26 protein-coding genes are annotated in these 22,955 nt (G+C 66.9%); 18 read left to right on the top strand and 8 right to left on the bottom strand.

The features are described from left to right. The 4 genes from ABW137_RS16670 to ABW137_RS16655 form a co-directional block, all read left to right on the top strand. Positions 1 to 380: EF-Tu/IF-2/RF-3 family GTPase (locus ABW137_RS16670; RefSeq protein ID WP_526401891.1), on the top strand; the 380-nt coding region annotated here is incomplete at its 5' end. Positions 381 to 448: 68 nt separating this feature from the next. Continuing rightward, positions 449 to 976, top strand: a complete 528-nt coding sequence (gene rbfA / locus ABW137_RS16665; RefSeq protein WP_526401889.1) for a 30S ribosome-binding factor RbfA — start codon at positions 449 to 451, stop codon at positions 974 to 976. Further along, positions 951 to 1,952, top strand: coding sequence for a DHH family phosphoesterase (locus ABW137_RS16660; RefSeq protein WP_526401887.1), 1,002 nt, complete (start codon positions 951 to 953; stop codon positions 1,950 to 1,952). The genes rbfA and ABW137_RS16660 overlap by 26 nt, the downstream gene beginning before the upstream one ends. After that, positions 1,945 to 3,291, top strand: coding sequence for an MATE family efflux transporter (locus ABW137_RS16655; protein ID WP_526401885.1), 1,347 nt, complete (start codon positions 1,945 to 1,947; stop codon positions 3,289 to 3,291). The genes ABW137_RS16660 and ABW137_RS16655 overlap by 8 nt, the downstream gene beginning before the upstream one ends. A gap of 54 nt (positions 3,292 to 3,345) precedes the next feature. Here the strand turns inward: ABW137_RS16655 and ABW137_RS16650 are convergent, their stop codons facing one another. The 6 genes from ABW137_RS16650 to ABW137_RS16625 form a co-directional block, all read right to left on the bottom strand. Then, positions 3,346 to 4,176, bottom strand: a complete 831-nt coding sequence (locus ABW137_RS16650; protein WP_526401884.1) for a hypothetical protein — start codon at positions 4,174 to 4,176, stop codon at positions 3,346 to 3,348. Between the two features lie 166 nt (positions 4,177 to 4,342). Then, the gene (locus tag ABW137_RS16645; protein WP_526401882.1) at positions 4,343 to 4,906 is read right to left on the bottom strand and encodes a class I SAM-dependent methyltransferase; all 564 of its coding nucleotides are present in this window, start codon (positions 4,904 to 4,906) and stop codon (positions 4,343 to 4,345) included. Between the two features lie 56 nt (positions 4,907 to 4,962). Further along, entirely contained in the window at positions 4,963 to 5,775 is an 813-nt protein-coding gene (locus tag ABW137_RS16640; RefSeq protein WP_526401880.1) for an ABC transporter ATP-binding protein, read from the bottom strand. A gap of 13 nt (positions 5,776 to 5,788) precedes the next feature. Continuing rightward, a complete protein-coding gene (locus ABW137_RS16635; RefSeq protein ID WP_526401878.1) occupies positions 5,789 to 6,844 on the bottom strand; it encodes an ABC transporter substrate-binding protein in 1,056 nt (351 codons plus the stop codon). A gap of 32 nt (positions 6,845 to 6,876) precedes the next feature. Further along, a complete protein-coding gene (locus ABW137_RS16630) occupies positions 6,877 to 7,761 on the bottom strand; it encodes an ABC transporter permease (protein ID WP_526401876.1) in 885 nt (294 codons plus the stop codon). Positions 7,762 to 7,893: 132 nt separating this feature from the next. Beyond that, positions 7,894 to 8,925: a LacI family DNA-binding transcriptional regulator gene (locus tag ABW137_RS16625; RefSeq protein WP_526401874.1), complete on the bottom strand. Its 1,032-nt coding sequence runs from the start codon at positions 8,923 to 8,925 to the stop codon at positions 7,894 to 7,896. Positions 8,926 to 9,151: 226 nt separating this feature from the next. Between ABW137_RS16625 and ABW137_RS16620 the strand changes: the two genes are divergently transcribed. Genes ABW137_RS16620 through ABW137_RS16610 form a run of 3 tightly spaced genes read left to right on the top strand, consistent with a single transcriptional unit; the run spans position 9,152 to position 12,380 of the window. Then, positions 9,152 to 10,327 carry a Gfo/Idh/MocA family protein gene (locus ABW137_RS16620; protein WP_526401872.1) on the top strand — a complete coding sequence of 392 codons (1,176 nt, stop codon included), beginning with the start codon at positions 9,152 to 9,154 and terminating at the stop codon, positions 10,325 to 10,327. A gap of 38 nt (positions 10,328 to 10,365) precedes the next feature. After that, positions 10,366 to 11,535 (top strand): DUF993 family protein, encoded by a 1,170-nt coding sequence (locus tag ABW137_RS16615; RefSeq protein WP_526401897.1) that lies wholly within the window; start codon positions 10,366 to 10,368, stop codon positions 11,533 to 11,535. Then, positions 11,532 to 12,380: a sugar phosphate isomerase/epimerase family protein gene (locus ABW137_RS16610; protein WP_526401870.1), complete on the top strand. Its 849-nt coding sequence runs from the start codon at positions 11,532 to 11,534 to the stop codon at positions 12,378 to 12,380. The genes ABW137_RS16615 and ABW137_RS16610 overlap by 4 nt, the downstream gene beginning before the upstream one ends. 13 nt (positions 12,381 to 12,393) lie before the next feature. On the opposite strand, the gene ABW137_RS16605 is transcribed toward ABW137_RS16610, so the two are convergent. Continuing rightward, the gene (locus ABW137_RS16605) at positions 12,394 to 13,161 is read right to left on the bottom strand and encodes an enoyl-CoA hydratase (protein ID WP_526401868.1); all 768 of its coding nucleotides are present in this window, start codon (positions 13,159 to 13,161) and stop codon (positions 12,394 to 12,396) included. A gap of 31 nt (positions 13,162 to 13,192) precedes the next feature. Here ABW137_RS16605 and ABW137_RS16600 point away from each other — a divergent pair, with 31 nt between their 5' ends. Both ABW137_RS16600 and ABW137_RS16595 read left to right on the top strand, forming a co-directional pair. Beyond that, positions 13,193 to 13,459, top strand: coding sequence for a DUF2277 domain-containing protein (locus ABW137_RS16600; protein ID WP_526401866.1), 267 nt, complete (start codon positions 13,193 to 13,195; stop codon positions 13,457 to 13,459). After that, a complete protein-coding gene (locus ABW137_RS16595; protein ID WP_526401864.1) occupies positions 13,456 to 14,004 on the top strand; it encodes a DUF1802 family protein in 549 nt (182 codons plus the stop codon). Before ABW137_RS16600 ends, ABW137_RS16595 begins: the two co-directional genes overlap by 4 nt. 81 nt (positions 14,005 to 14,085) lie before the next feature. Here the strand turns inward: ABW137_RS16595 and ABW137_RS16590 are convergent, their stop codons facing one another. After that, a complete protein-coding gene (locus tag ABW137_RS16590) occupies positions 14,086 to 14,670 on the bottom strand; it encodes a DUF3558 domain-containing protein (RefSeq protein WP_526401895.1) in 585 nt (194 codons plus the stop codon). Between the two features lie 143 nt (positions 14,671 to 14,813). On the opposite strand from ABW137_RS16590, the gene pptH reads away from it, so the two are divergent. The 9 genes from pptH to ABW137_RS16545 form a co-directional block, all read left to right on the top strand. Beyond that, a complete protein-coding gene (gene pptH / locus ABW137_RS16585; protein ID WP_526401862.1) occupies positions 14,814 to 15,776 on the top strand; it encodes an ACP phosphodiesterase PptH in 963 nt (320 codons plus the stop codon). Beyond that, complete coding sequence (gene pptT, locus ABW137_RS16580) at positions 15,773 to 16,441, top strand: 4'-phosphopantetheinyl transferase PptT (RefSeq protein WP_526401860.1); 669 nt, start codon at positions 15,773 to 15,775, stop codon at positions 16,439 to 16,441. The genes pptH and pptT overlap by 4 nt, the downstream gene beginning before the upstream one ends. Continuing rightward, the gene (truB, locus tag ABW137_RS16575) at positions 16,438 to 17,346 is read left to right on the top strand and encodes a tRNA pseudouridine(55) synthase TruB (protein ID WP_526401858.1); all 909 of its coding nucleotides are present in this window, start codon (positions 16,438 to 16,440) and stop codon (positions 17,344 to 17,346) included. Before pptT ends, truB begins: the two co-directional genes overlap by 4 nt. 153 nt (positions 17,347 to 17,499) lie before the next feature. Further along, positions 17,500 to 18,081: a TetR/AcrR family transcriptional regulator gene (locus ABW137_RS16570; protein ID WP_526401893.1), complete on the top strand. Its 582-nt coding sequence runs from the start codon at positions 17,500 to 17,502 to the stop codon at positions 18,079 to 18,081. Between the two features lie 101 nt (positions 18,082 to 18,182). Further along, positions 18,183 to 19,439, top strand: a complete 1,257-nt coding sequence (locus ABW137_RS16565) for a thiolase family protein (RefSeq protein ID WP_526401856.1) — start codon at positions 18,183 to 18,185, stop codon at positions 19,437 to 19,439. A gap of 50 nt (positions 19,440 to 19,489) precedes the next feature. Beyond that, positions 19,490 to 19,930: a type II toxin-antitoxin system Rv0910 family toxin gene (locus tag ABW137_RS16560; RefSeq protein ID WP_526401854.1), complete on the top strand. Its 441-nt coding sequence runs from the start codon at positions 19,490 to 19,492 to the stop codon at positions 19,928 to 19,930. Next, positions 19,927 to 20,811: a MaoC/PaaZ C-terminal domain-containing protein gene (locus ABW137_RS16555; RefSeq protein WP_526401852.1), complete on the top strand. Its 885-nt coding sequence runs from the start codon at positions 19,927 to 19,929 to the stop codon at positions 20,809 to 20,811. The genes ABW137_RS16560 and ABW137_RS16555 overlap by 4 nt, the downstream gene beginning before the upstream one ends. 16 nt (positions 20,812 to 20,827) lie before the next feature. Further along, positions 20,828 to 21,760 (top strand): SDR family oxidoreductase, encoded by a 933-nt coding sequence (locus ABW137_RS16550; RefSeq protein WP_526401850.1) that lies wholly within the window; start codon positions 20,828 to 20,830, stop codon positions 21,758 to 21,760. Beyond that, positions 21,757 to 22,955, top strand: a 1,199-nt coding sequence (locus tag ABW137_RS16545; protein WP_526401848.1) for an acyl-CoA dehydrogenase family protein, incomplete at its 3' end; no start/stop codon positions are given. The genes ABW137_RS16550 and ABW137_RS16545, both read left to right, overlap by 4 nt.

Here is a 22,955-nt window from a genome sequence, read left to right as displayed (position 1 = left end):
TCGACATTCGGTACTACTCGGTGATCTACCAGGCCATCGACGAGATCCAGAGCGCGCTCAAGGGCATGCTCAAGCCGGTCTACGAGGAGAAGGAGCTCGGCCGCGCCGAGATCCGGGCGATCTTCCGGTCGTCGAAGGTCGGCAACATCGCCGGCTGCCTCGTCACCTCGGGTCTCATCCGACGCAACTCGAAGGCACGTCTGCTTCGCGACAACATCGTGATCGCCGAGACCGTCACCATCTCTTCGCTGAAGCGGGAGAAGGACGACGTCACCGAGGTTCGCGACGGCTACGAGTGTGGTCTCACCTTGACGTACAACGACATCAAGGAAGGCGACGTCATCGAGACGTACGAGCTCGTGGAGAAGGTCCGCACCTAGCGTGGCCGACGCCCGCTTGCGCCGGCGACGGGTGTCTCTCGGGCGAACAGCAGACGTGAAGGAGCACAGTGGTTGACGTCGGACGTGCGCGGAAGCTCTCCAAGCGCATCGGCACCATCGTCGCCTCGGCGATCGAGTTCGAGATCAAGGATCCGCCCCTGGCCTTCGTGACCGTCACGGACACGAAGGTCACGGGCGACCTCCACGACGCGACGGTGTTCTACACCGTCCGCGGGCAGACCCTGGCCGACGAGCCGGACTACGAGGGCGCGGCGGCGGCGCTGGAACGTGCCAAGGGGACGCTGCGGTCGAGGGTTGGTGCGGGCACCGGGGTGCGCTTCACGCCGACGTTGACGTTCGTGCTCGACAAGTTGCCGGACACCGCCCGCGACATGGAGGATTTGCTCGCCCGTGCGCGGCAGGCGGACGCCGATCTGGCGCGGATTCGGCAGGGTGCCACACCGGCTGGCGAGGCTGACCCGTACCGTGTGACAGGGGCGGAGGAAGAAGCCGGGGGGCTGCAGGACAGCACGGCCGATCTTGACGATGAGTCCGACCCCGAGGACGCCTATGACCGCGACCGATCGAGAGACTGACCTACCTCGGTCCTCGGTGCGCGTCGATGGTCGGGGAGCGGCTGAGCTGCTCGACGCGGCTGCTTCGGTCAGCGTGGTGTGCCACGTGTTCCCCGATGCCGACACCATCGGTGCCGGGCTGGCGTTGGCCTTGGTCCTCGAGCGCTTGGGCAAACGGGTCGAGGTTGGATTTGCGGCGCCGTCCACGCTTCCGGATTCACTGCAGACACTGCCCGGCGGACATCTGCTGGTCGAGTCGGACTCGATGCACGATGACAGCGATCTGGTGGTGACCGTCGACATTCCCAGCGTCAACCGGCTCGGTGCGCTGCAGACGCTCGCCGATTCCGGCAGGCAGGTGCTGGTCATCGACCACCACGCGTCCAATCAGCTCTTCGGGACCGCGAACTACGTCGATCCGTCGGCGGATGCCACGACGATGTTGATCGCCGAACTGCTCGATGCGTGGGGCAAGCCGATCGACCAGCGCGTCGCGCATTGTTTGTATGCCGGGCTTACCACCGACACGGGGTCGTTCCGGTGGGCCAGCGCCCGCGCGCACCGGCTCGCCGCCCGCCTGGTGGAACTCGGCGTCGACAACGCGTCGATCAGTCGCACGTTGCTCGACACGCATCCCTTCTCCTGGCTGCCGATGCTGTCGCGGGTGCTGTCGTCCGCGCACCTGGTGCCCGAGGCGGCCGGCGGCAACGGCCTGGTGTACGCCGTTGTGGGACACCAGGAATGGGCCAGCGCCAGGCCCGAGGAAGTCGAGAGCGTCGTCGACATCGTCCGGACCACCGCGCAGGCGGAAGTGGCTGCGGTGTTCAAGGAGATCGAGCCGCAGCACTGGACGGTGTCGATGCGGGCGAAGTCCCTCGTCGACCTGGCCGTCGTAGCGAGTTCCTTCGGCGGTGGGGGACACCGGCTGGCGGCTGGCTATTCGGCGTTCGGGCCCGCCGCCGACGTCGTGAAGGCCTTGGAGGCCGCGCTTGGCTGAGCCGGATCCGGCACGGGGTTCGGCGGGGGAGCCGACGCCAGCCACCGGTCGGCGCATTGCCGGCTTGGCGCTGCCTGCGCTCGGCGTGCTGGCCGCCGAACCCGTGTACCTGTTGTTCGATCTCGCCGTCGTGGGGCGGCTCGGGGCGGTCAGCCTGGCAGGCCTGGCCATCGGTGGGCTGGTCCTATCGATGCTGTCGTCGCAGCTGACCTTCCTGTCCTACGGCACGACGGCACGGGCGGCCCGGTTCTTTGGTGCCGGTCAGCGACGGTTGGCAGTCGCAGAGGGCGTGCAGGCGACCTGGCTGGCCGTCGGCCTTGGGGCGATGGTGGTGTTGCTCGTCGAAGTGGCGGCGGTGCCGCTGCTCGCGGTGATCGCCGACGGCGGCGAGATCGCCCAGACCGCGCTGCCATGGCTTCGGGTCGCGATCCTTGGCGCGCCTGCCATTCTCATCTCATTGGCGGGCAACGGCTGGATGCGAGGCGTCCAGGACACCGCGCGTCCGCTGCGCTTCGTCGTCGTGGGGTTCGCCCTGTCCGCTCTGCTGTGCCCGACCCTGGTGTACGGCTGGTTGGGGCTGCCGCGCCTCGGGTTGACCGGGTCGGCGGTCGCCAACCTGGTCGGGCAGTGGCTGGCCGCGGTGTTGTTCTGCCGCGCGCTGATCGCCGAGCGGGTCCCGCTGCGAATCGACGTCGAGGTGTTGCGCGCACAAGTGGTGATGGGCCGGGATCTGGTGTTGCGCACCTTGGCGTTTCAGGCGTGCTTCGTGTCGGCGGCCGCCGTCGCCGCGCGGTTCGGGGCCGCCGCCGTCGCCGCGCATCAGGTGGTTCTGCAGCTGTGGAGTTTCCTCGCGCTGGTGCTGGATTCGTTGGCGATCGCCGCGCAGTCACTGGTCGGGGCGGCGCTCGGAGCAGGCCAGTTGGCGCACGCGAAGTCGGTGGCGTGGCGGGTCACGATCGTCTCGACGGCGGCTGCAGGCGTGCTGGCCGTCGTGTTCGCGGTCGGAGCCTCGGCGTTTCCACGGCTGTTCACCTCGGACCGTTCGGTGCTCGACGTGATCGGCGTGCCGTGGTGGTTTCTGGTGGCCCAGTTGCCCATTGCGGGAATCGTGTTCGCCCTCGATGGGGTCCTGCTCGGTGCCGGTGACGCGAAGTTCATGCGCAGCGCGACACTGGCCAGTGCACTCGTCGGGTTCCTGCCGCTGATCTGGCTCTCGCTGGTCTTCGGGTGGGGACTGCTGGGCATCTGGGCGGGTTTGACCACGTTCATGGTGCTCCGCCTGGTGTTCGTCGGATGGCGTGCGGCGTCGGGCCGGTGGTTGGTGGCCGGCACCGGCTGACGCAGGCTTGCCACGGCAGGCGGGTGCCCGACCGTGGCAAGCCTTGCGGTACGACTAGCCGGAGACGTCGGTCTGCGGGCTCCCCAGCGGGACTTCCTGACCGTTGAAGATGCCGGTGCAGTCCGCCGAGAGGTGGTAGCTGGTCAGCGGCGGGGGTGCTTGCTCCCCGTTGAGCGAACCGGTCCCCTTGGGGTTGACCTTGACGGTCTTGTTGATCGTCGGCAGGATCCCGAGCGGATTGCTGCTCGGCGCCGCCGTGTACTGGCAGGTCGCCACGATGTCTGAGCTGTTGTTGAACGTCACGTTGACCTTGCCGAGGCCCGCGCCACTGGCCGACATCGTGACGGAATTCGTCGAGGGCGGCGGGATGGCGACGCAGGTCTGGCCGGCGGGAACGGTCGGAGTGGTCGAGCCTGCTGGGCACACGGTGGGCGGCGTGACGGCGACGGGAGTGTCCACCGGCGCTGCTACCGGGGGCGCCGCCTTGGCCGGCGGCGTGTAGTCGACGTGGGCAAAGGGTGTGCACCAGTCACCCTCGAGGTCCTTCTTGCGGCAGGCCTGGACGCCGAAACCGCTCTGGAAGGTCGTGTCCAAACCCACCCGCGCGGTCTGGCCGTTGATGCACTTGAAATCGACCTCTTGTTGGGATCCGCCGCTGTCATATCGGTAGTGCATGGCGTCCACGACGTAGTCGCCGTTGACGCGAGGGCAGCCGCCGACGATGCAGGTCGCATGAATGTCACTGTCTTGGCTGCAGTCCACCGTCAGTCCGTTGGGCAGCGCGTCCGCCGACGCCATCGGCATGGCCAGCATCCCCGGCACTAGGGCGAAGGCCGCCGCGGCGATGCTCAGCGCCACCCCCATTCGTTGCTTGATCATCATCATCGTTCCCCCATGGTTGGCGCCCGCCGTCGGGCGAGCGCGTGAGGACACGAAATTATCGCGGGGACACGGTCGGATAAACCGGGTGTTTCCCTACGTTCGGCGGGTGATCCCGCTGGTTACGGCGACTGGCTAGGGCGACTGGCTGGGGTGCGACTGGCTAGGGCGACTAGCAACGGTGAGCGACGGCGGCCCAGCCGTAGGGATTGGTGCGCACGTCGATGCGTTCGAAGCCTGCCGCCGCCAGCCGAGCGGGTAGCGACTCGGGGTCGACGGGATTGTAGGTGTCGTCGGTGTGGTGTGCGGCGAGTTCGTCGCTGGCCAAGCTGTCGCTGGCCACCAGCGCGCCCCCAGGCCGCAGCACACGGCCGACCTCGCGAAACAGCCGATCCTGCAGCTCGACGGTGGGAACGTGGTGCAGCATCGTGAAACTGGCTGCCCCGCTGAACCTTCCGTCATCGTAGGGGAGTGCGGTGGCGTCACCGTTGACGATCTCGACCGACGGCACATCGGCGAAGCGGTCTCGCAACATCGCGGCGAGCTCGTCGTCGATCTCGACCGACGTCAGGTGCGGCACCGCTTCACTGAGCACGTCGGTCGTGGCGCCATAGCCGGGGCCGACCTCGAGGACGTCGTCGCCGAGGTCGGTGGCACCGAGCGCCCACGGCAGGATGATCTCGCGGATGGCCTGGCGCCACTCGTCGCTGCCACACATTTCGTGCGCCTCGTTCATGACGGCAGACTACGCGCCGAGAGCCACGGACCAGCTTGCTTCCCGTCCGATGCTTTTCAGTCCGCCGACGTGGTGCTTCCGAGCAGTTCGCGGACCCTGTTGGCGACCTTGGTGAACTCCGGCCGCTCCATGGTCTCGGCGTAATCGCGTTCAGCAGGCAGCTCGACGTCGAGTGTCTCGATGATCCGCCCGGGTCGCGGGCTCATCACGATCACGCGATTGGCCAGGTAGACCGCCTCGGCCACGGAATGCGTCACCAGCACCACCGTGGTGCCGGTCTCCCGCCAGATCCGGTGCAACTCGACGTTCATCTTCTCCCGGGTGAGCGCGTCGAGCGCGCCGAATGGTTCGTCCATCAACAGAACACTGGGTTCGTGCAGAAGCGCGCGACACAGCGAGACTCGCTGCTGCATACCGCCGGAGAGTTCGTGTGGCAGGGCGTTCTCGAAACCCGTCAGACCTGTCATCTCGATCAGGTGGTCACAGCGTTGCTGCGCCATCTGCCTTGGCATGCCCCGCATCTCGGCTTGAAGAAGGATGTTCTTGCGCACGGACCGCCACTCAAGGAGTGCGGCACGCTGAAACACGTAGCCGATGCCACGCTGCGGTCCGCGAACCCTGGTGCCGCGCAAGCGAACTTCCCCGCTGGTCGAATCCGTCAGCCCGGCGACCACCTTGAGCAGTGTCGACTTGCCGCACCCCGACGGCCCGGCGATCGAGACGAACTCGCCGTCGGCGACCTGCAGGTCGATGCCGGTGAGCGCGTTGACGGTGCTGCGCTTCGAGGAGAACGTCACGTCGAGGTTCTCGATGGTGATGGCGTCCGAGGTCATCGTGGTCTTGGGTGCATCGAGCATGGCGCTGGTCATGTCGTCGAGTCCTTTACTGCTCGGCCCGCGGGGCGAATGACGAATCCCAGTACGCGGCGGGATCCTTGGCGGTCTTGAGCAGACCGGCGCCGGTGAGGGTGTCGATGGTGGTCACCCAATCCTCCTTGGCGTTGGTACCCGGCACCTGTCCAGTGGTGGCGGGCGTCGTGAGCAAGGGGATGGTCTGCTGCCACTGCTGCAGGAGAACCTCGCGCGGTGGCATCTGGGGGTCCTTGCCCGCCATGGCGGCCACGGCTGCCTCGGGGTTGGCGGCCGCCGCGGCGAACGCCTCGCTGGTGGCGTCGACCATCGCCTGGACGAGTTCGGGGGAATCCCCAATCGTGGCCGTGTTGGCGATCAGGCCGTTGCTGTAGAAGTTCAGGCCGGCGTCCGAGTAGCGAAGGTAGCGAATCTCCTTGCCGCTCTTGTTCGCAATGGTCGGCCCTTGGTCGTGGGCGAAGCCGATCAGACCGTCGACCCGGCCGGACAGCATGGCAGCCATCTTGCCTGCGGCATCCATGCTCTGCTGGGTCACCTGATCCTGCGCGACCCCGACCTTGTCGAGGTAGATCGGGAAGGTGGTCGTCGGCGCGTCACCCGCCGAGACGGCGATGGTGCGTCCTGCCAGATCCTTGGGATCGTTGATTCCCGAATCGGCGAACACCTGGACGGCCGACGGAGTGGTCTGCAAGAACACGCCGACGCTCTTTACCTCGACGCCCTTGTCGATGTTGGACAGGACGGCGGGGGAGTCCGCCCAACCGAAGTCGGCTTGCTCGGACCCGATCGCTTGGACGGTCTTGGTCGAGCCCTGGCCGGCGTCGATCTGCAGGTCGATTCCGTGCTTGGCGAAGATGCCCTCTTCGACGCCGTAGTAGAACGGTGCGTGCTCGCCGTAGGGATACCAGTTCAACATCAGCGTGGCTGCGTTCGTCGAACCGTCTGCGGCAGGGGTGTTTTCAGAATCCTTGGCGCTATCACTGGCGCCGCAGCCCGCAAGAGCGAGGGTTGCGGCGGCAACGAGTGCGGCGATGGATCGGCCGCGTCGGGCGTTCAGGCGAAGGGTCATGATGGTCTCCAGGTTTGGGGGTGGGTCTAGGGTCAGGCGCTGACGGAGGTCTTGGCGGACGTTGCACCGCGGCGCGACGAATGCCACGGAATGAGCAGCTTCTCCGCAATCTCGATGATGGCGAAGAGCACGATGCCCATGGCGGACATGATGATGAGGGCGGCGAACAGCATCGCGGTGTCTACGTTGCCGTTGGCCTGAAGGATGACGTACCCGAGACCTTCGTTGGCGCCGACGAATTCGCCGACGACGGCACCGGTCACGGCGAGGGTGGCGGCCACCTTGAGTCCCGACATCAGCTGAGGCAGCGAGGCAGGGAATCGGATCTTGACGAACGTCTTGAAACGGCTGGCGCCCATGGTGGAGGTCAGCTCAAGGATTTCGGGATCGACGGATCGGAGGCCGGCCAGACCCGAGATGACGATCGGGAAGAACGCCATCAGCACGGCCACGAGGATCTTCGGCGTGGGGCCGAATCCCAGCCACACGATGAACAGGGGTGCGATGGCGATCTTCGGGACCACCTGCGCGAAGAGGATCAACGGGTAGACGGTCTTCTCCAGGCTGGCCGAATAGACCATCAGGAGCGCGACCAGCTCGCCGATGACGGCTGCGATCACGAAGCCGATCACCGTCTCCCATGTGGTCACCCAGGTGTTCTGGGCCAGGTAGGCGGCGTTCTCTTGGGCGGTTCGCCAGGTGTCGACGGGGGACGGAAGGATATAGGGCGCGACCAGTTCCGCTTCCGTCACCGCCCACCACGCCGCAATCAGAGCCAATACGAGTGCGACCGGTCGCCACAGCGACGCGATGGTCTTGCGGGTCGAGATGCGCGGCAGATGGGTTCGGCGCGATGGTGCCGACCGAGCGGCCGGGCTCTTCGAGGGGCGTGCCCCTGTCGATGCGGTTACCGCCATGAATCGTCCTAAATTTCGCAGTGTCATGGTTGAGTGGCCGAATTGGGAATGCGCTTTCCGAAGCGATTTCGACTGTAAGTGACACAGCGCACAGTGTCAACGCCGAGGTGATCCCGGCCGCGCCCGTGCTGGTCAGCGCAGGCGCGTGCTGTCGCGCAGGACGACCCTGCCCGGAATGCGCTCGCGCAGGTCATCGCAGGCGACGTCGGTCCGAAGCGCGAGTTCGACCGCGCGGGTGCCGATTTCCTCCAAGGGCAGGGCCACCGTGGACAAACTCGGAGTGTGGTCGCGCAGCGTGGGAATGTCGTCGAATCCCGCGATCCCGACGTCGCGGGGGACCGAGAGGCCAATCTCCTGCCATGCGGCGATCGCACCGATCGCCATCACGTCGGTCACGGCGAACACGCAGACCGGTTCGACGCCCGCTCCTGGTCTGAGCTGCATCGCAGCGGCCAGCCTGAGTGCCGCCGAGTGGCCGCCGTCCCGAGTGAAGTCGCCGGATACCTCCACCAGCGGCGTCATTCCGCGCCTACCGAGTGCCTCGACGAATCCGTTGCGCCGGTCCACCGCGGTGCGAATGTTGCCGGGGCCGCCGATGACGGCGAACTGGGTATGCCCGTCATCGACCAGTGCGTCGGCCAATTCGCCTGCTGCGAAGTGATTTTCGGGCTCCACGGCCCCACCGAATGCCAACGGCTGACCGATGACGACGACCCTGCCGCCGTTGGCGCGGTAGTGGCCGAACTCGGTCTCCAGGTCGCGGTCGAGGTGTCCACTCTGCCGCGATCCGGCGAGCACGATCGCATCGGCGCGGTGCGAGATGAACGTGCTGACCGACTCGCGCTCGATGTCGAAGTCGCGATCCGTACTGGCGAGCAGGACCTGTTTGCGCGCGCGGCGGGCGGCCAACTGCACGCCCCGCGCGATCGACGAGAAGTAGGGGTCGGCGATGTCGTGCACGATCAGACCCAATAGCCCCGTGGACGCCTTGGCCAACGCCTGGGCCTGGGCGTTCGCGACATAGCCGAGCTCTCGCGCGGCGGCGCGGACGCGATCGGCGACCCCCTCGCCGGGAACCCTGCTCGAGCCGTTGAGGACCCGTGACGCGGTGGCCTGGGAGACCCCGGCTCTTGCTGCCACGTCCTGCAGTGTCACTGCGGCCATTGGTCGAGTCCCGCCATCCGTCGTCGTTTCTTCACTCGGCACCCCGAAACGCCAGGGCGCAACCGTAGAGGTTGACCGAAGCGCGGCTACAGCCTACCGTGGAAAGCGCATTCCGAAGTGCTGACATCGCGGCTTCCCTCTTGGCCGAGTTCGCCCGATGTAGGTCAGTCGACCACTCGTCGTTCGGCGCCGCGTTCGCCGACTCACACGTAAGGGCATTTCTTCGATGACTTCACCTCAAAATTCGTCACTTCCGTCGCGCAGGGTGCTTCGCATCGCCATGAATGGGGTCACGGGACGCATGGGACTCCGCCAGCACCTGCTCCGTTCGATCCTGCCGTTGCGCGACTCGGGCCTGGTACTTGGCGACGGCGTGCGCGTCGACGTCGAACCGATCCTGGTCGGACGCAACGCCGACAAGCTCGCCGAGCTCGCCTCGGAACACGGCGTGCAGGAGTGGACCACCGATACCGCTGCGGTCATCGCCGACCCGACCATCGACGTCTACTTCGACGCCCAGGTGACCTCGCGCCGCGTGGAGGCGCTCACGGCGGCGATCAAGGCGGGCAAGCACGTCTACACTGAGAAGCCCACCGCTGAAACCCTCACGGAGGCAATCGAGCTGGCGCGAATGGCGGAGAACGCGGGCGTGGTCGCCGGCGTCGTCCACGACAAGCTGTACCTGCCAGGACTGGTCAAGCTACGGCGCTTGGTCGACGAGGGTTTCTTCGGCCGCATCCTGTCCATGCGCGGCGAGTTCGGCTACTGGGTCTTCGAGGGCGATGGCCAAGCCGCGCAACGTCCAAGCTGGAACTATCGCGCCCAGGATGGCGGCGGGATCACCGTCGACATGTTCTGCCATTGGAACTACGTCATGGAGTCGCTGCTCGGCCCGGTCCAGTCCGTCACCGCTCGATCGGTCACGCACATTCCGACCCGTTGGGACGAGGATCATCAGCGCTACGACGCCACCGCCGACGACGCGGCGTACGGCATCTTCGACATCGAGGGTGGCATCGTCGCGCAGATCAACTCATCCTGGGCGGTGCGGGTCTACCGCGACGAGCTCGTCGAGTTCCAGATCGACGGTACCCATGGCTCCGCGGTGGCGGGCTTGAACCGCTGTGTCGCCCAGCAGCGCGCGCACACGCCGAAACCCGTATGGAATCCCGATCTTCCGGTGACCGAGAAGTTCCGCGACCAGTGGCTGGACGTGCCGGCCAACGCCGACCTGGACAACGGTTTCAAGTTGCAGTGGACGGAGTTCCTCCGCGACGTGGTTGCCGAAAGGCCGCATCGGTTCGGTCTGCTGTCGGCCGCGCGCGGCGTGCAGCTGGCCGAGCTCGGGTTGCGCAGCTCGGCAGAGGGCAGGCGCATCGCGGTCCCGAAGATCGTGCTGTGACCGCCGCCGTGACCGCATCGGTAGAGGCGGCGACCGGCCTGAGCGTCGACATCCCCTTCGACGGCGCTCTGCGTGCGTACACCGTCGGCAGGCCCGGCGAGTGGACCAGGCCCATCGCCCCCATCACGTCCCGAATCGCCTATGCCGCAGCACACGTGGTCCCGCGGGTGCTCGCCGACAACAGCCCGGGCGCACCCGCCGACGTGGACTGGGACGTCACGATGAACTACCGCCACGAGCTGTGGTCCTACGGGCTCGGGGTGGCCGATGCGATGGACACCGCGCAGCGCGGGATGGGCTTGGACTGGGCGGCCACCCGTGAACTCATCCGCCGCAGTGGCCGGGAAGCCGCGGCAGTCGGTGGACGTTTGGCGTGCGGCGCAGGCACCGATCAAGTCGATCTCGACGGCTTGCCCTCGGGATCGCGGGGCCTCGCCATCATCACCGATGCGTACCGCGAGCAGATCGACGTGGTCCGCGAGGCCGGGGCAGAAGTCGTGCTGATGGCCTCGCGCGCGCTGGCGCGGGTGGCCACGGGTCCCGCGGACTACCTCGCGGTTTACCGGTCTTTGCTTGGCGAGGCGGAGCAACCGATGGTCCTGCACTGGCTCGGCGACGTGTTCGACCCGGCGCTGCGCGGCTACTGGGGAAGTGCGGACGTCGCGGCGGCCACGGCGACGTTTCGCCAATTGATCGAGGAGAACGCCGACAAGGTCGACGGGGTGAAGGTGTCGCTGCTGGACGCAGGCCACGAAATCGCCCTGCGGCGCGTCCTCCCGCCGGGGGTGCGGCTCTACACCGGGGACGACTTCAACTACCCGGAGTTGATCATCGGTGACGACCACGGGCATTCCGACGCCCTGCTGGGGATCTTCGCGGCGATCTACCCGGCGGCGTCGACCGCCCTGCAGCACCTCGACGCCGGCGACGCAGGACGCGCCGGCGAGATCCTCGAGTCGACCCGCGAGCTGGGTAGGCACGTCTTTTCCGCGCCGACGTCCTACTACAAGACCGGCATCGCGTTCCTGGCCTGGCTCAACGGTCGACAACCCGGGTTCGCCATGGTTGGGGGCCTGAGCAGCGGACGGTCGGTGCAGCACCTGAGCAAGGTCTTCGTACTGGCCGACCGCGCTGGTCTGCTCGCCGAGCCCGAACTGGCGGTGCACCGCATGCGGACGTTCCTGGACCTCAACGGGGTGACCCGATGAGGCCCAGCGGCCCCGATTACGCGCGGTTGTCGCTGAACACGATGACCACCAAGCGCTTCCGGCTGAGTGAGGCGGTGGACGCTACCGCGGCGGCTGGATTGCCCGCGATAGGTCTATGGCGTGACCGAGTCGCCGAGGCGGGACTTGAGAACGCAGCGAAATTGGTGCGGGACAAGGGTCTTCGCGTGTCAACCCTGTGCCGCGGTGGTTTCCTCACCGGCCTCGACGACGGCCAGGCGGCGCTGGACGACAACCGGCGCGCCATCGATGAGGCCGCGAGCCTCGGCGCTCCAGAGCTCGTGATGGTGGTCGGCGGCATACCGGATCGCGACCTGGTCGGTGCCCGCCGACGGTTGGCCGAGCGTCTTGCCGAGTTGGTGCCCTACGCGGCCGACCGCGACGTGCGACTGGCGCTGGAGCCGCTACATCCGGTGTTCTGCGCCGACCGTGCCGTGATATGCACGTTGGGGCAGGCGCTGGCTCTCGCCGCGCCGCATCCGCCAGAGGCGGTGGGCGTGGTGGTGGACACCTTCCACGTGTGGTGGGATCCCGAGATGGCGGCCAGCATCGCCACGGCAGGGGAGCAGGGCCGGATCAGCTCTTTCCAGGTCTGCGACTGGCTGGTGCCGATGCGGCCCGACCCGCTGGTGTCGCGCGGCATGATGGGTGACGGTGTCATCGACTTCGCCTCCATCGCAACCGATGTCGCGGCGGCTGGCTATCGGGGCGACATCGAGGTGGAGATCTTCAACGAGGATGTGTGGGCGGCCGATGGCCACACCGTGATCGAGACGATGAAGCAGCGGTACCGAGAATTGGTGCTCCCCTCGCTGTCCAACTCGTGATCGGGGGTGCCGGTCAGCGCACCTGCTCGCGGCCGCGCTCCAGCACCTGGGAACGGCTGGCCGCGATGTCGTCGCCGGTCGCGACCTGCATCCACCGCTTGGCCGATGCGGCCTCGATCCACAGCCCGGCGCTGGTCTGCTGTTCGTCGATGCGGTGATAGGACTCGAGAAGTGCGCGGACCGCCTTCTGATTGTTGCCGACGATGGCGGCGGCGACCTTGCGCGCCGCGGGCAGCAGCTCGTCGTGCGGGACCACCTCGGTGACCAGCCCGGCGCGCAGCGCGTCGTCGGCGGACAGGTAGTCGCCGGTCAGGCTCATGCGACGGGCCAGGCCGACGCCAACCTTCTGCGGCAGCCGCACGCTGAGACCCCAGGTCGGCAGCAGCCCCACCCGGGCGTGGGTGTCCGCGAAGCGCGCCCTCTCCGAGGCGATCAGAATGTCGCAGTACAGGGCCAGCTCCAATCCGCCGGTGACGGCGACGCCGTTGATCGCCCCAATCACCGGTGTCCGCATGGCGGGCCACTTGGGCGAGATGTCCGGTAGCTCGGTGGTGTCGCCGAGCTCCTTGAGGTCCAGTCCCGCGCAGAACGCCGGGTCAGCGCCTGTCAGGATTACCACGTCGACGTCGTCGTCGGCCTCCGCATCGCTCAGCGCGGCATAGAACTGGGCGCGCAGCTCGGTCGACAGGGCGTTGCGTGCGTGTGGACGGTTCAACGTCAGCGTGCGGACGTGGTCGGTGGTGTCGATCGACAGGACGGTCTCTGCAGCGGTGCTCGCCATGCCCGCCACCGTATCGACCTAAGGTTGAAGCATGTGCCGGAACATCACCGAGTTGCGTGGGCTCGAACCGTCGGCGACCGCCGAGGAGATCGAAGCCGCCTCACGCCAGTACGTCCGCAAGGTCAGCGGCATCACCCGCCCGACCGCCGCAAACGCCGATGCCTTCGAGGTGGCGGTGGCCGAGGTGACCGCCACCACCACCCGTCTGCTGGCAGCGCTGCCTCCGCGACGGCAGCCGCCCAAGACGGTTCCGCCCCTGCGTCGCCCCGAGGTCCAGGCCAGGCTGGCGGCGAGGTGAGCGCCACCGCGCTCAAGGAATGGGGTGCCGCCGTCCACGCGATGCTCGACGGCAGGCAGACGGTGCTGCTGCGCAAGGGTGGCATCCACGAAAAGCGATTCGACCTGGCCGCGGGGGAGTTCGTGTTCTTCCCGACGGTGGCGCACAGCCACCGCGAGCGGGTGCGCGAGGAGCATCGCGGCCTCGTCCAGGTTTCCGAATCCGACAGCACCGAAAGCGATCTCGTCATCAGGGCGGGCGCGAAGGTGGTTGCGGCCGTCGCGGTCGGCCGCCCGGAGGCGCTCGATGACATCGAGGACCTGCACATCTGGACGGCGGATTCGGTGCGGTCCGACCGGGTGGACTTCCGGCCCAAACATCAGCTCACGGTGCTGGTGGTGCAGGCCACGCCGCTGCTGGAACCCGTCCGGCTGCCGAGGACGCCTGCGTACGCGGGCTGCAAGAGTTGGGTCGAGCTTCCGGTGTCCGTGCAGTGGGCGGACCCGGTGCACGACGACGCGACCTTGGCGACGATCGCCGAGCGGGTCCGTTCGACAGTCGCCTGACCGAGGGACGCGCCTGACCGAGGGACGGCAGAAGCAGGCGGCCCGAGCCGCCTACCGCGGGGCAGGACGCCGCTCGGGTGGCTAGAACCTGTAATACGGGACCAGTTCTTGAGCCTTCTGCAGATTGGTCGCCATGCAGTCCACGTCGTCGACGGAATAGCGTGGCGAGTAGAAGATGGACTGCTGCAGAACCCCGTAGCTGGTGTCGAACGCCACCATGCAGGTGATCCAGTTTCGGTTGTTGTAGCCGGTGGGCTTCATGATCCAGTACTGCGCAGCGCGGTGCCCTGCGATGTCGAGCTCGACGGCGTCCGCGGGCAGGGTCTGCTCGTAGGTGCGCCAGACGAACGCCTCGATTGCCATCTGGTAGTTGCCGGCGTCGTAGTGGCACCGCAGGCCGTCCTCGTGCTGGGGCGGGGTGAACGCCAGCCCGATCCGCTGGATGACGTCGAGCGGGATGTCCTCACACGGATCGAACGGCCGTGGATCGACGGTTTCGATGACCGGCCACTTGATGCTGCTGGACGCGCCGCTCATGGGCGCCGACGTGGACCGGAGCTCGAAGGATTCGCCGCCGGAGGGTGCGACGGGGTGGGCTTGCCAGACCACGATCACCGCGGCGATCAGGGCACACGTCGCCGACAACAGGCGCATCCTGGCGGCCACGCCACCCCAGGCGGCACGGGTCCCGCGCTCGTTGTCCATTGCCGGGAGTGTACAAGTCCGCAACCGCGATCCGGACCGAAAAGCAGAACATGTTCTAGTTGCCGGGTGAACGTGGCGCGCTGGCGCAAGTAGGCTGGTCCGTTGTGTTTCCGACGCCAAGAGAACAACGCCACCCAACGCTCTGGGCGATCAGCGACCTCCACATCGGCCATACCGGCAACAAGCCGGTCACCGAGTCGCTGCACCCGGCCTCCCCGGACGACTGGCTGATCGTCGCGGGTGACGTCGCCGAGCGCACGGATGAGATCCGCTGGTCGCTGGACCTGCTTCGCAAGCGCTTCGCCAAGGTGATCTGGGTGCCCGGCAATCACGAACTGTGGACCACCAGCAAGGACCCGCTGCAGATCTTCGGTCGGGCGCGCTACGACTACCTGGTCAACATGTGCGACGAGATGGGCATCGTGACCCCCGAGCACCCCTTCCCGGTGTGGACCGACGAGGGTGGCCCCGCGACCATCGTGCCGATGTTCGTGCTGTACGACTACACGTTCCTGCCCGAGGGCACCGCCACCAAGGCGGAGGGTCTGGCGGTCGCCCGTGAGCGCAACGTGGTCGGCACCGACGAGTTTCTGCTGTCCGCCGAGCCGTACGCGACCCGTGATGCCTGGTGCCGGGACCGCGTGAAGGTCACCCGCGAGAAGCTCGAGGACCTGGACTGGATGACGAACACCATTCTGGTCAACCACTTCCCCCTCGTGCGCGAGCCCTGCGATGCGATGTTCTACCCGGAGTTTGCAATGTGGTGCGGCACCACGGCCACGGCCGACTGGCACACCAGGTACAACGCGCTGTGCTCGGTGTACGGGCATCTGCACATCCCCCGAACCACGTGGTACGACGGCGTGCGCTTCGAGGAGGTGTCGGTCGGATACCCGCGGGAGTGGAGGCGCCGCAAGCCATATCGGTGGATGCGCCAAATTCTGCCCGACCCGAAGTACCCGCCCGGCTACCTCAACGACTTCGGCGGGCACTTCGAGATCACCCCGGAGATGCGCGAGAACGCCGAGAAGATTCAGGCGCGGATTCGAGATCGGCGGACCAAGTGACCGAAGCACGGCTGCTGTCCGGCGTGCTGCCCGATCTGGTGGCCTCGGCCGAGTTGTACGACGATCCGCCGGAGCTCAGCCCGCTACCGGAGGAGGAGCCGCTGGTAGCCCGGTCGGTCGCCAAGCGACGCAACGAGTTCGTCACCGTGCGGTACTGCGCGCGCCAGGCCCTCGGCGAGCTCGGTCTTCCGCCCGTGCCGATCCTCAAGGGGGACAAGGGCGAACCGTGCTGGCCCGACGGTGTGGTCGGCAGCCTGACACATTGTGAGGGGTTTCGGGGAGCGGTGGTGGGCCGGGTCGCGGAGGTGCGCTCGGTGGGCATCGACGCCGAGCCGCACGACGTGCTGCCCAAGGGCGTGTTGGACGCCATCAGCCTCCCCACCGAACGCAGGGAGCTCGCGGCGTTGCCGCTCGGCACGCACTGGGACCGAATCTTGTTCTGCGCCAAAGAGGCGACGTACAAGGCATGGTTCCCGCTCACGCACCGCTGGCTGGGGTTCGAGGACGCCCACATCACGTTGACGCTCGACGGCTCCCGCACGGCGGGTACCTTCGAGTCGCGCATTCTGATCGACCCTGCTGCGGAGTCCGGTCCGCCGCTGACGACGCTGTCGGGCCGCTGGACGGTGGACAAGGGTCTGGTGCTGACGGCGATCGTGCTGTGAGATCCGGGGACTCCGTCCAGCCCGGTCTGGTCATCGTCGACAAGCCTGCCGGCATCACTAGCCATGACGTGGTGGGCCGCTGCCGACGATTGTTCGGCACCCGCAAGGTCGGGCACGCGGGCACGTTGGATCCGATGGCCACCGGTGTGCTGGTCGTTGGCATCGAACGGGCGACGAAGATCCTCGGGCTGCTCACGGCCACGGACAAGTCCTATGCCGCCACGGTGCGATTGGGTCAGACCACCTCGACCGAGGATGCCGAAGGCGAGGTGGTGCAGACGGTTTCGGCCGAGGACGTGGCCGACGCCGACGTCGAACGCGCGGTCGCTGGGTTGCGCGGCGAGATCGATCAGGTGCCGTCGGCGGTCAGCGCCATCAAGGTCGACGGTCAGCGTGCCTACAAGCTGGCCAGGGCGGGCGAGACGGTCGAACTGGCTGCGCGCAGGGTCACGATCTCGCGTTTCGACGTTCTCGCCATTCGTCGTGCGCCCGACGTCCCGACAGGTTTCGTCGACGTCGACGTGGAGGTCGACTGCTCGTCTGGCACTTACATCCGGGCGTTGGCGCGCGACGTCGGCTCCGTTCTCGGTGTCGGTGGGCATCTGACGGCATTGCGGCGCACTAGAGTTGGACGCTACGGGCTGGACGAGGCGCGCACCCTGGATCAGTTGGCCGACGCGGCGCAATTGAGTTACTCGCTCGACGAGGCCTGTCTGCTGGGGTTTGCGCGCCGCGACCTCACCGATGCCGAGTCGGAAGCCGCGGCGAACGGAAGAGCCTTGGCGCCGGCCGGGATCGACGGTGTCTATGCCGCGACGGCGCCCGATGGCCGCGTCATCGCCCTTCTTTCCGACGATGGAGGGCGAACGAAGTCGATCGTCGTGATCCGTCCTTCGACTCTCTGACTTACCTTCCAGCGGGCATCTTTCTCAGACTAGGGCCCGCTGGGTATGCTGACGCAGGCACACCCGGTGCGGCGAGCGAGGTTCGGTCCAGTGGCGACGGCGGATGGCGCGACGGGCGCAGTCAGGCGTACGCAGGCCGAACGCAGCGCGGCGATGCGGACGCGACTCCTCGACGCCACGGTCGAGTGTCTGGTTGCCTACGGCTACGCGGGTACCACCACCCACAAGGTCGCCGAACTCGCGGGCGTGACGAGGGGTGCCCAGGTGCACCACTTCCGGTCGAAGGAAGACCTCGTCGTCGCCGCGATCGAACATCTTGCCGAGCAGCGCACCCAGGCCGCCATTCGCGATCTCGGCAGGGTGCAGACGAGCCCGGATCCCGTCTCGATGGTTCTGGACTATCTGTGGGAATCGCATCAGGGTCCCGTTTTCGTTGCCACTCTTGAGCTTTGGGTGGCAGCTCGGACGGATCGCGTCCTGGCGCATCAGATCGACCGGGTGGAACCGATCATCAACGGGGCGTTGATCGGAGCCATCGCACAGCTTCTGCCGGATCGTCCCGCGCAACGGGAACTCCGCGACATCGCCTACACCGCGATGGACGCGCTTCGTGGCATTCTGCTGTCCAGTTTCGTCGACGGGGACCCCGATCGGGCGCGGCGCCGATGGGATCGCGTCTGCGTCCACCTGCGCGCGATGTTGTCCGCCACGCTGGCAGGCAACCCGAAGGGCTAGCGCCGCCGCACTCAGTCCGACTCCTCGGCGGTGAACGTCGTGTCTCTTGAAAACATACGTTCCAGTTGGTATGTATATTGACAGGGTCGGGAAGGAAGCGCATGCCGGACAGGGTCTATGTGGTGGGCGTAGGGATGACGAAGTTCGAGAAGCCAGGCGGACGCGGAACTGGTGGAGCGGACCATCTGTCGGGACGCGGAACTGGTGGAGCGGACCACGAGCCGAGTCGGGAAGGCCGGGACTACCCGGACATGGCCAGGGAGGCGGGCTCCAAGGCGCTGGCGGACGCGGGCATCGACTACCGCGAGGTCGAGGAGGCCTACGTCGGCTACGTCTACGGCGAGTCGACGTCGGGTCAGCGGGCGTTGTACGAGCTGGGCATGACGGGGATCCCGGTCGTCAACGTCAACAACAACTGTTCGACCGGATCGACGGCGCTCTACCTCGCCGCCAGGGCGATTCGCGGGGGCCTCGCGCAATGCGCGCTGGCCCTCGGGTTCGAGAAGATGCAGCCTGGCTCGCTCGGCGCCGTCTACGACGACCGCGCCCAACCGATGGAGAAACACATCCTCGCGATGGCCGAGATCTCCGAAGTGTTGTTTCCGCCGGCGCCGTGGATGTTCGGGGCCGCCGGCCGGGAGCACATGAAGCAGTACGGGAGCACCGCCGAACACTTCGCAAAGATCGGCCACAAGAACCACAAGCACTCGGTCAACAACCCGTATGCGCAGTTCCAGGTGGAGTACAGCCTCGACGACATCCTGGGGGCGCGGATGATCTACGACCCGCTGACCAAGCTGCAGTGCTCGCCGACCTCGGACGGGTCCGGCGCCGCGATCCTGGCCAGCGAGGCATTCGTCGACGAGCACGGGCTGGCCGACCGTGCCGTCGAAATCGTCGGCCAATCGATGGTCACCGACTTCGAGAACAGCTTCGACGCCACGTGCAAGGGTCTGATCGGACATCACATGAACGTGCAAGCTGCGCAACGGGTTTACGACCAGTCCGGGCTTGGCCCAGAGGACTTCCAGGTGATCGAGTTGCACGACTGCTTCTCGGCCAACGAGCTGCTGCTGTACGAGGCGCTCGGGTTGTGCGGCGATGGTGAGGCACCCAGGCTGATCGACGACGGCGACACGACCTACGGCGGACGCTGGGTGGTCAACCCGTCGGGTGGGCTGATCTCGAAGGGTCATCCGCTGGGCGCCACCGGCCTGGCGCAGTGTGCGGAGCTGACCTGGCAGCTGCGCGGCGCGGCCGACGAGCGCCAGGTCGACGGCGTCACTGCCGCGCTGCAGCACAACATCGGACTGGGCGGCGCGGCCGTCGTGACCGCCTACCAGCGCGCCGAACGCTGATTAGACCCCCGCGAGAACGAATCCACCAACGATCAAAGGGAGAGCACGACATGGGACACATCGAAGCAACCAAGGATCTCGTCGCGACCCCCGATGCGGTGTGGGCGACGGTGGTCGACCCACGAACCTGGGACAAGTGGTTCACCGTCCACGAGAAGTGGATGGAAGAGCCCGCGGCGACGCTCACCGAGGGGACGAAACTGGCGGCGAAGATCGTGATGCTGGGAATGGCCAACAAGATCGAGTGGACCATCGACTCGGTCGAGGCACCAAACACCCTGTCGCTCAGTGGGGCCGGAATGGCTGGTGTCAAGGCGATTTTCACCTTCACCGTCGTGCCGGAGGGCGCAGGCTCCAACTTCACGGTCACGGGCGACTTCGATGGTGCGCTGATCAAGGGGGCCTTGGCCAAGGCCATCGAGAAGGACGGCCTCAAGCAACTCGACAAGAGCCTCGACCAGCTCGACGCGCTGGCCGCGGCGACCGCATGACCGGCTCGAACGGCGTCGCGCTGAGTGAAGACCTCGAATTCGACGACAACGGGCTCGACCAGTGGACCGACGAGGACCGTTTCGAGGTCACGGCGGACCGGTTGGCGGCGTACGCGGCGGCCACCAACGACCCGATCGCAGCGCACCGGTCGGGCGACATCGCGCCGCCGGTGTTCGCGATCGTACCGGTGTTCGAGTCGCTGCTGATGCCGGCCGTGGACGTGCTGCCCGTCGAACTCATTCCGCGAGTGGTGCACGGCGAGCAGGACTTCCGGTTTCACCGCCCGATCTACCCCGGCGATCAGCTGGTCTCGCGCGGCAAGATGATCGGGTACGAGGGGTTGGACAACGGTACTCGTGCGGCGATCAAACTCGAATGCCGCACCGAGAGTGGCGAACTGGTCAACGAGCAGTACGTCACGACGTTCGTCCGCGGGTTCAACGCAGCCAAGACGATGGGAAACCTCAGTCCCTCCCACCGGTTCGACGAGCGACTGCATGCGCGGCCTCCGATCGCCACGGTCACCCAACACGTCGCCGCCGATCAGACCTTTCGGTACTCGCAAGCCTCCGGCGATCCGATGCCGATCCATCTCGACGACGATGTCGCCAAGGCCGCGGGGCTGCCAGGAATCATCGCCCACGGACTCTGCACGATGGCGTTCACGTCGTGGGCGGTGTTGACCGAGGTCGCTGGGTCAGATGTCAGCAGGCTCAAGCGGTTCGCCGTCCGGTTCTCGAAGATGGTGATGCCCGGCGACGACCTCGAGACGCGCATCTGGAAGCAACACAACCGCGGCGGCGTCACCATCTATCAGTTCGAGACTGCGCGGGGCGACGACCTCGTCATCACCGACGGCCTCGCCGTGATCACCAATTGAGGAGAATGGAACCGAAGTGAATGCTCTTTGCGCAAGCGGCTCATCTCTCGAAGGACGGGTGGCCGTCATCACCGGTGCCGGGCGAGGGATCGGCCGTGCGCACGCGCTGCTGTTCGCCGCCGAGGGGGCAAGCGTCGTGGTCAACGATCTGGGCGGCAGCAACGCGGGGGAGGGCACTGACGCGGGGCCAGCCCAGAACGTGGTCGACGAGATCCGCGCCGCAGGCGGAACCGCGGTCGCCAACACGGAGAACGTCGCGATGTGGGACGGCGCGAAGTCCCTGGTCGCCAAGGCCATCGACGAGTTCGGCAGGCTCGACGTCGTCGTGAACAACGCGGGCATTCTCCGCGACGGCTTCATCGCCACCCTGTCCGAGTCGGACTGGGACGCCGTGATCTCGGTTCACCTCAAGGGGCACTTCTGCGTGCTCCGGCACGCGGCCGAGTACTGGAAGGCGCAGTCGAAGGCGGGCAGTCAACCGCTGGCGTCGGTGATCAACACCGCCTCCGCCTCCGGAACGACCCTGCCGAACGCCGGGCAGGTCAACTACGGCTCGGCCAAGGCCGCGATCGCCGCGATGACCCTCGTTGCCGCCGACGAGCTCGAACGCTATGGAGTCCGCGTCAACGCCATCGCGCCGATTGCACGCACCCGACTCACCCTCGCCACCCCTGGGATGAGCGCGCTGATGGCGGAACCGGAGGATGGTGAGGTCGATCTGTTCGGCCCCGCCAACATCTCGCCGCTCGTCGCTTACCTGGCCACGGAGAAGTGTCCTGTCACCGGCCGCGTGTATGCCGTTCAGGGCGGGGCGATCTCGCAGCTCACCGGCTGGCATGACGTCGAAACGATCGAGACCGACGGAGTGTGGCAGATCGACGACATCGCCGAGAGGCTGCCCCGTTACTCGCAGGCAGGGGCGCAGCGACGAGGGGGATCTGACCGATGATCGAATGGTCCGACTCCGACATCATCGTGCGCGACACCATGCGCGCGTTCATCGACAAGGAGATCCGGCCGCATCTGGACGGTCTGGAAAGCGGCGAGTTGTCCCCATACCCCTTCGTGCGCAAGCTCTTCAGCGAGTTCGGCCTCGACGTCATGGGCGCCGAGGCCATCAGGGCGATGCTCGACGAGCAACGAGCCAGGGAGGCGTCGCGGGCGGAGCCGGAGGACGAGAAGACGTCCGGCACCCTCGGCAAGATGGGTGCGCAGGCGTCGATGGCCGTCGCGCTGATCTCCGAACTCGCCGGCGTGAGCATCGGTCTCATCAGCACGTTCGGCGTCAGTCTCGGCCTCGGTGCGGCCACCATCATGACCAGAGGAACGCTCGCCCAGAAGGAACGCTGGCTGCCCGAGTTAATGACGCTGGAGAAGATCGCGGCGTGGGCCATCACCGAGCCCGACGCAGGCTCGGATGCGTTCGGCGGCATGAAGACCCACGTGCGGCGCGACGGGGCGGACTACCTCCTGAACGGGCAGAAGACGTTCATCACCAACGGCCCCGACGCCGACGTGATCGTGGTTTATGCGAAGCTCGACGACGGGGAGGCAGACAAGCGCGGCCGCAAGGTGCTGACCTTCGTCCTCGACTCCGGGATGCCCGGACTGACGCAGGGCAAGGCCTTCAAGAAGATGGGCATGATGTCCTCGCCGACCGGTGAGCTGTTCTTCGACGACGTCCGGCTGAGCCCCGACCGGTTGCTCGGCGAGACCGAGCACCACAGCAGTGGTGACGGGAGGGACAGCGCACGGGCCAATTTCGTCGCCGAGCGGGTGGGCGTCGCGGTGATGTCGCTGGGCATCATCGACGAATGCCTCCGGCTGTGCGTCGACTACGCGAAGGCACGCACGCTGTGGGGCAAGGAGATCGGCCGGTTTCAACTGATTCAGCTCAAGCTGGCGAAGATGGAAGTCGCGCGGATGAACGTGCAGAACATGGTGTTCCAAACCCTTGAGCGGCTCAAGGCGGGCACGTTGCCTTCGCTCGGTGAGGCGTCGGCCATCAAGTGGTACTCATCGGAGGCGGCGACCGAGGTCGCGATGGACGCGGTCCAGCTGTTCGGCGGCAACGGCTACATGACCGAGTACCGCGTGGAACAGCTGGCCCGCGACGCCAAGTCGCTGATGATTTACGCGGGCAG

This window comes from Mycobacterium sp. (assembly GCF_040509115.1).
Classification (GTDB): Bacteria; Actinomycetota; Actinomycetes; order Mycobacteriales; family Mycobacteriaceae; genus Mycobacterium.
This window is presented reverse-complemented; position numbering and strand designations above follow the sequence as displayed.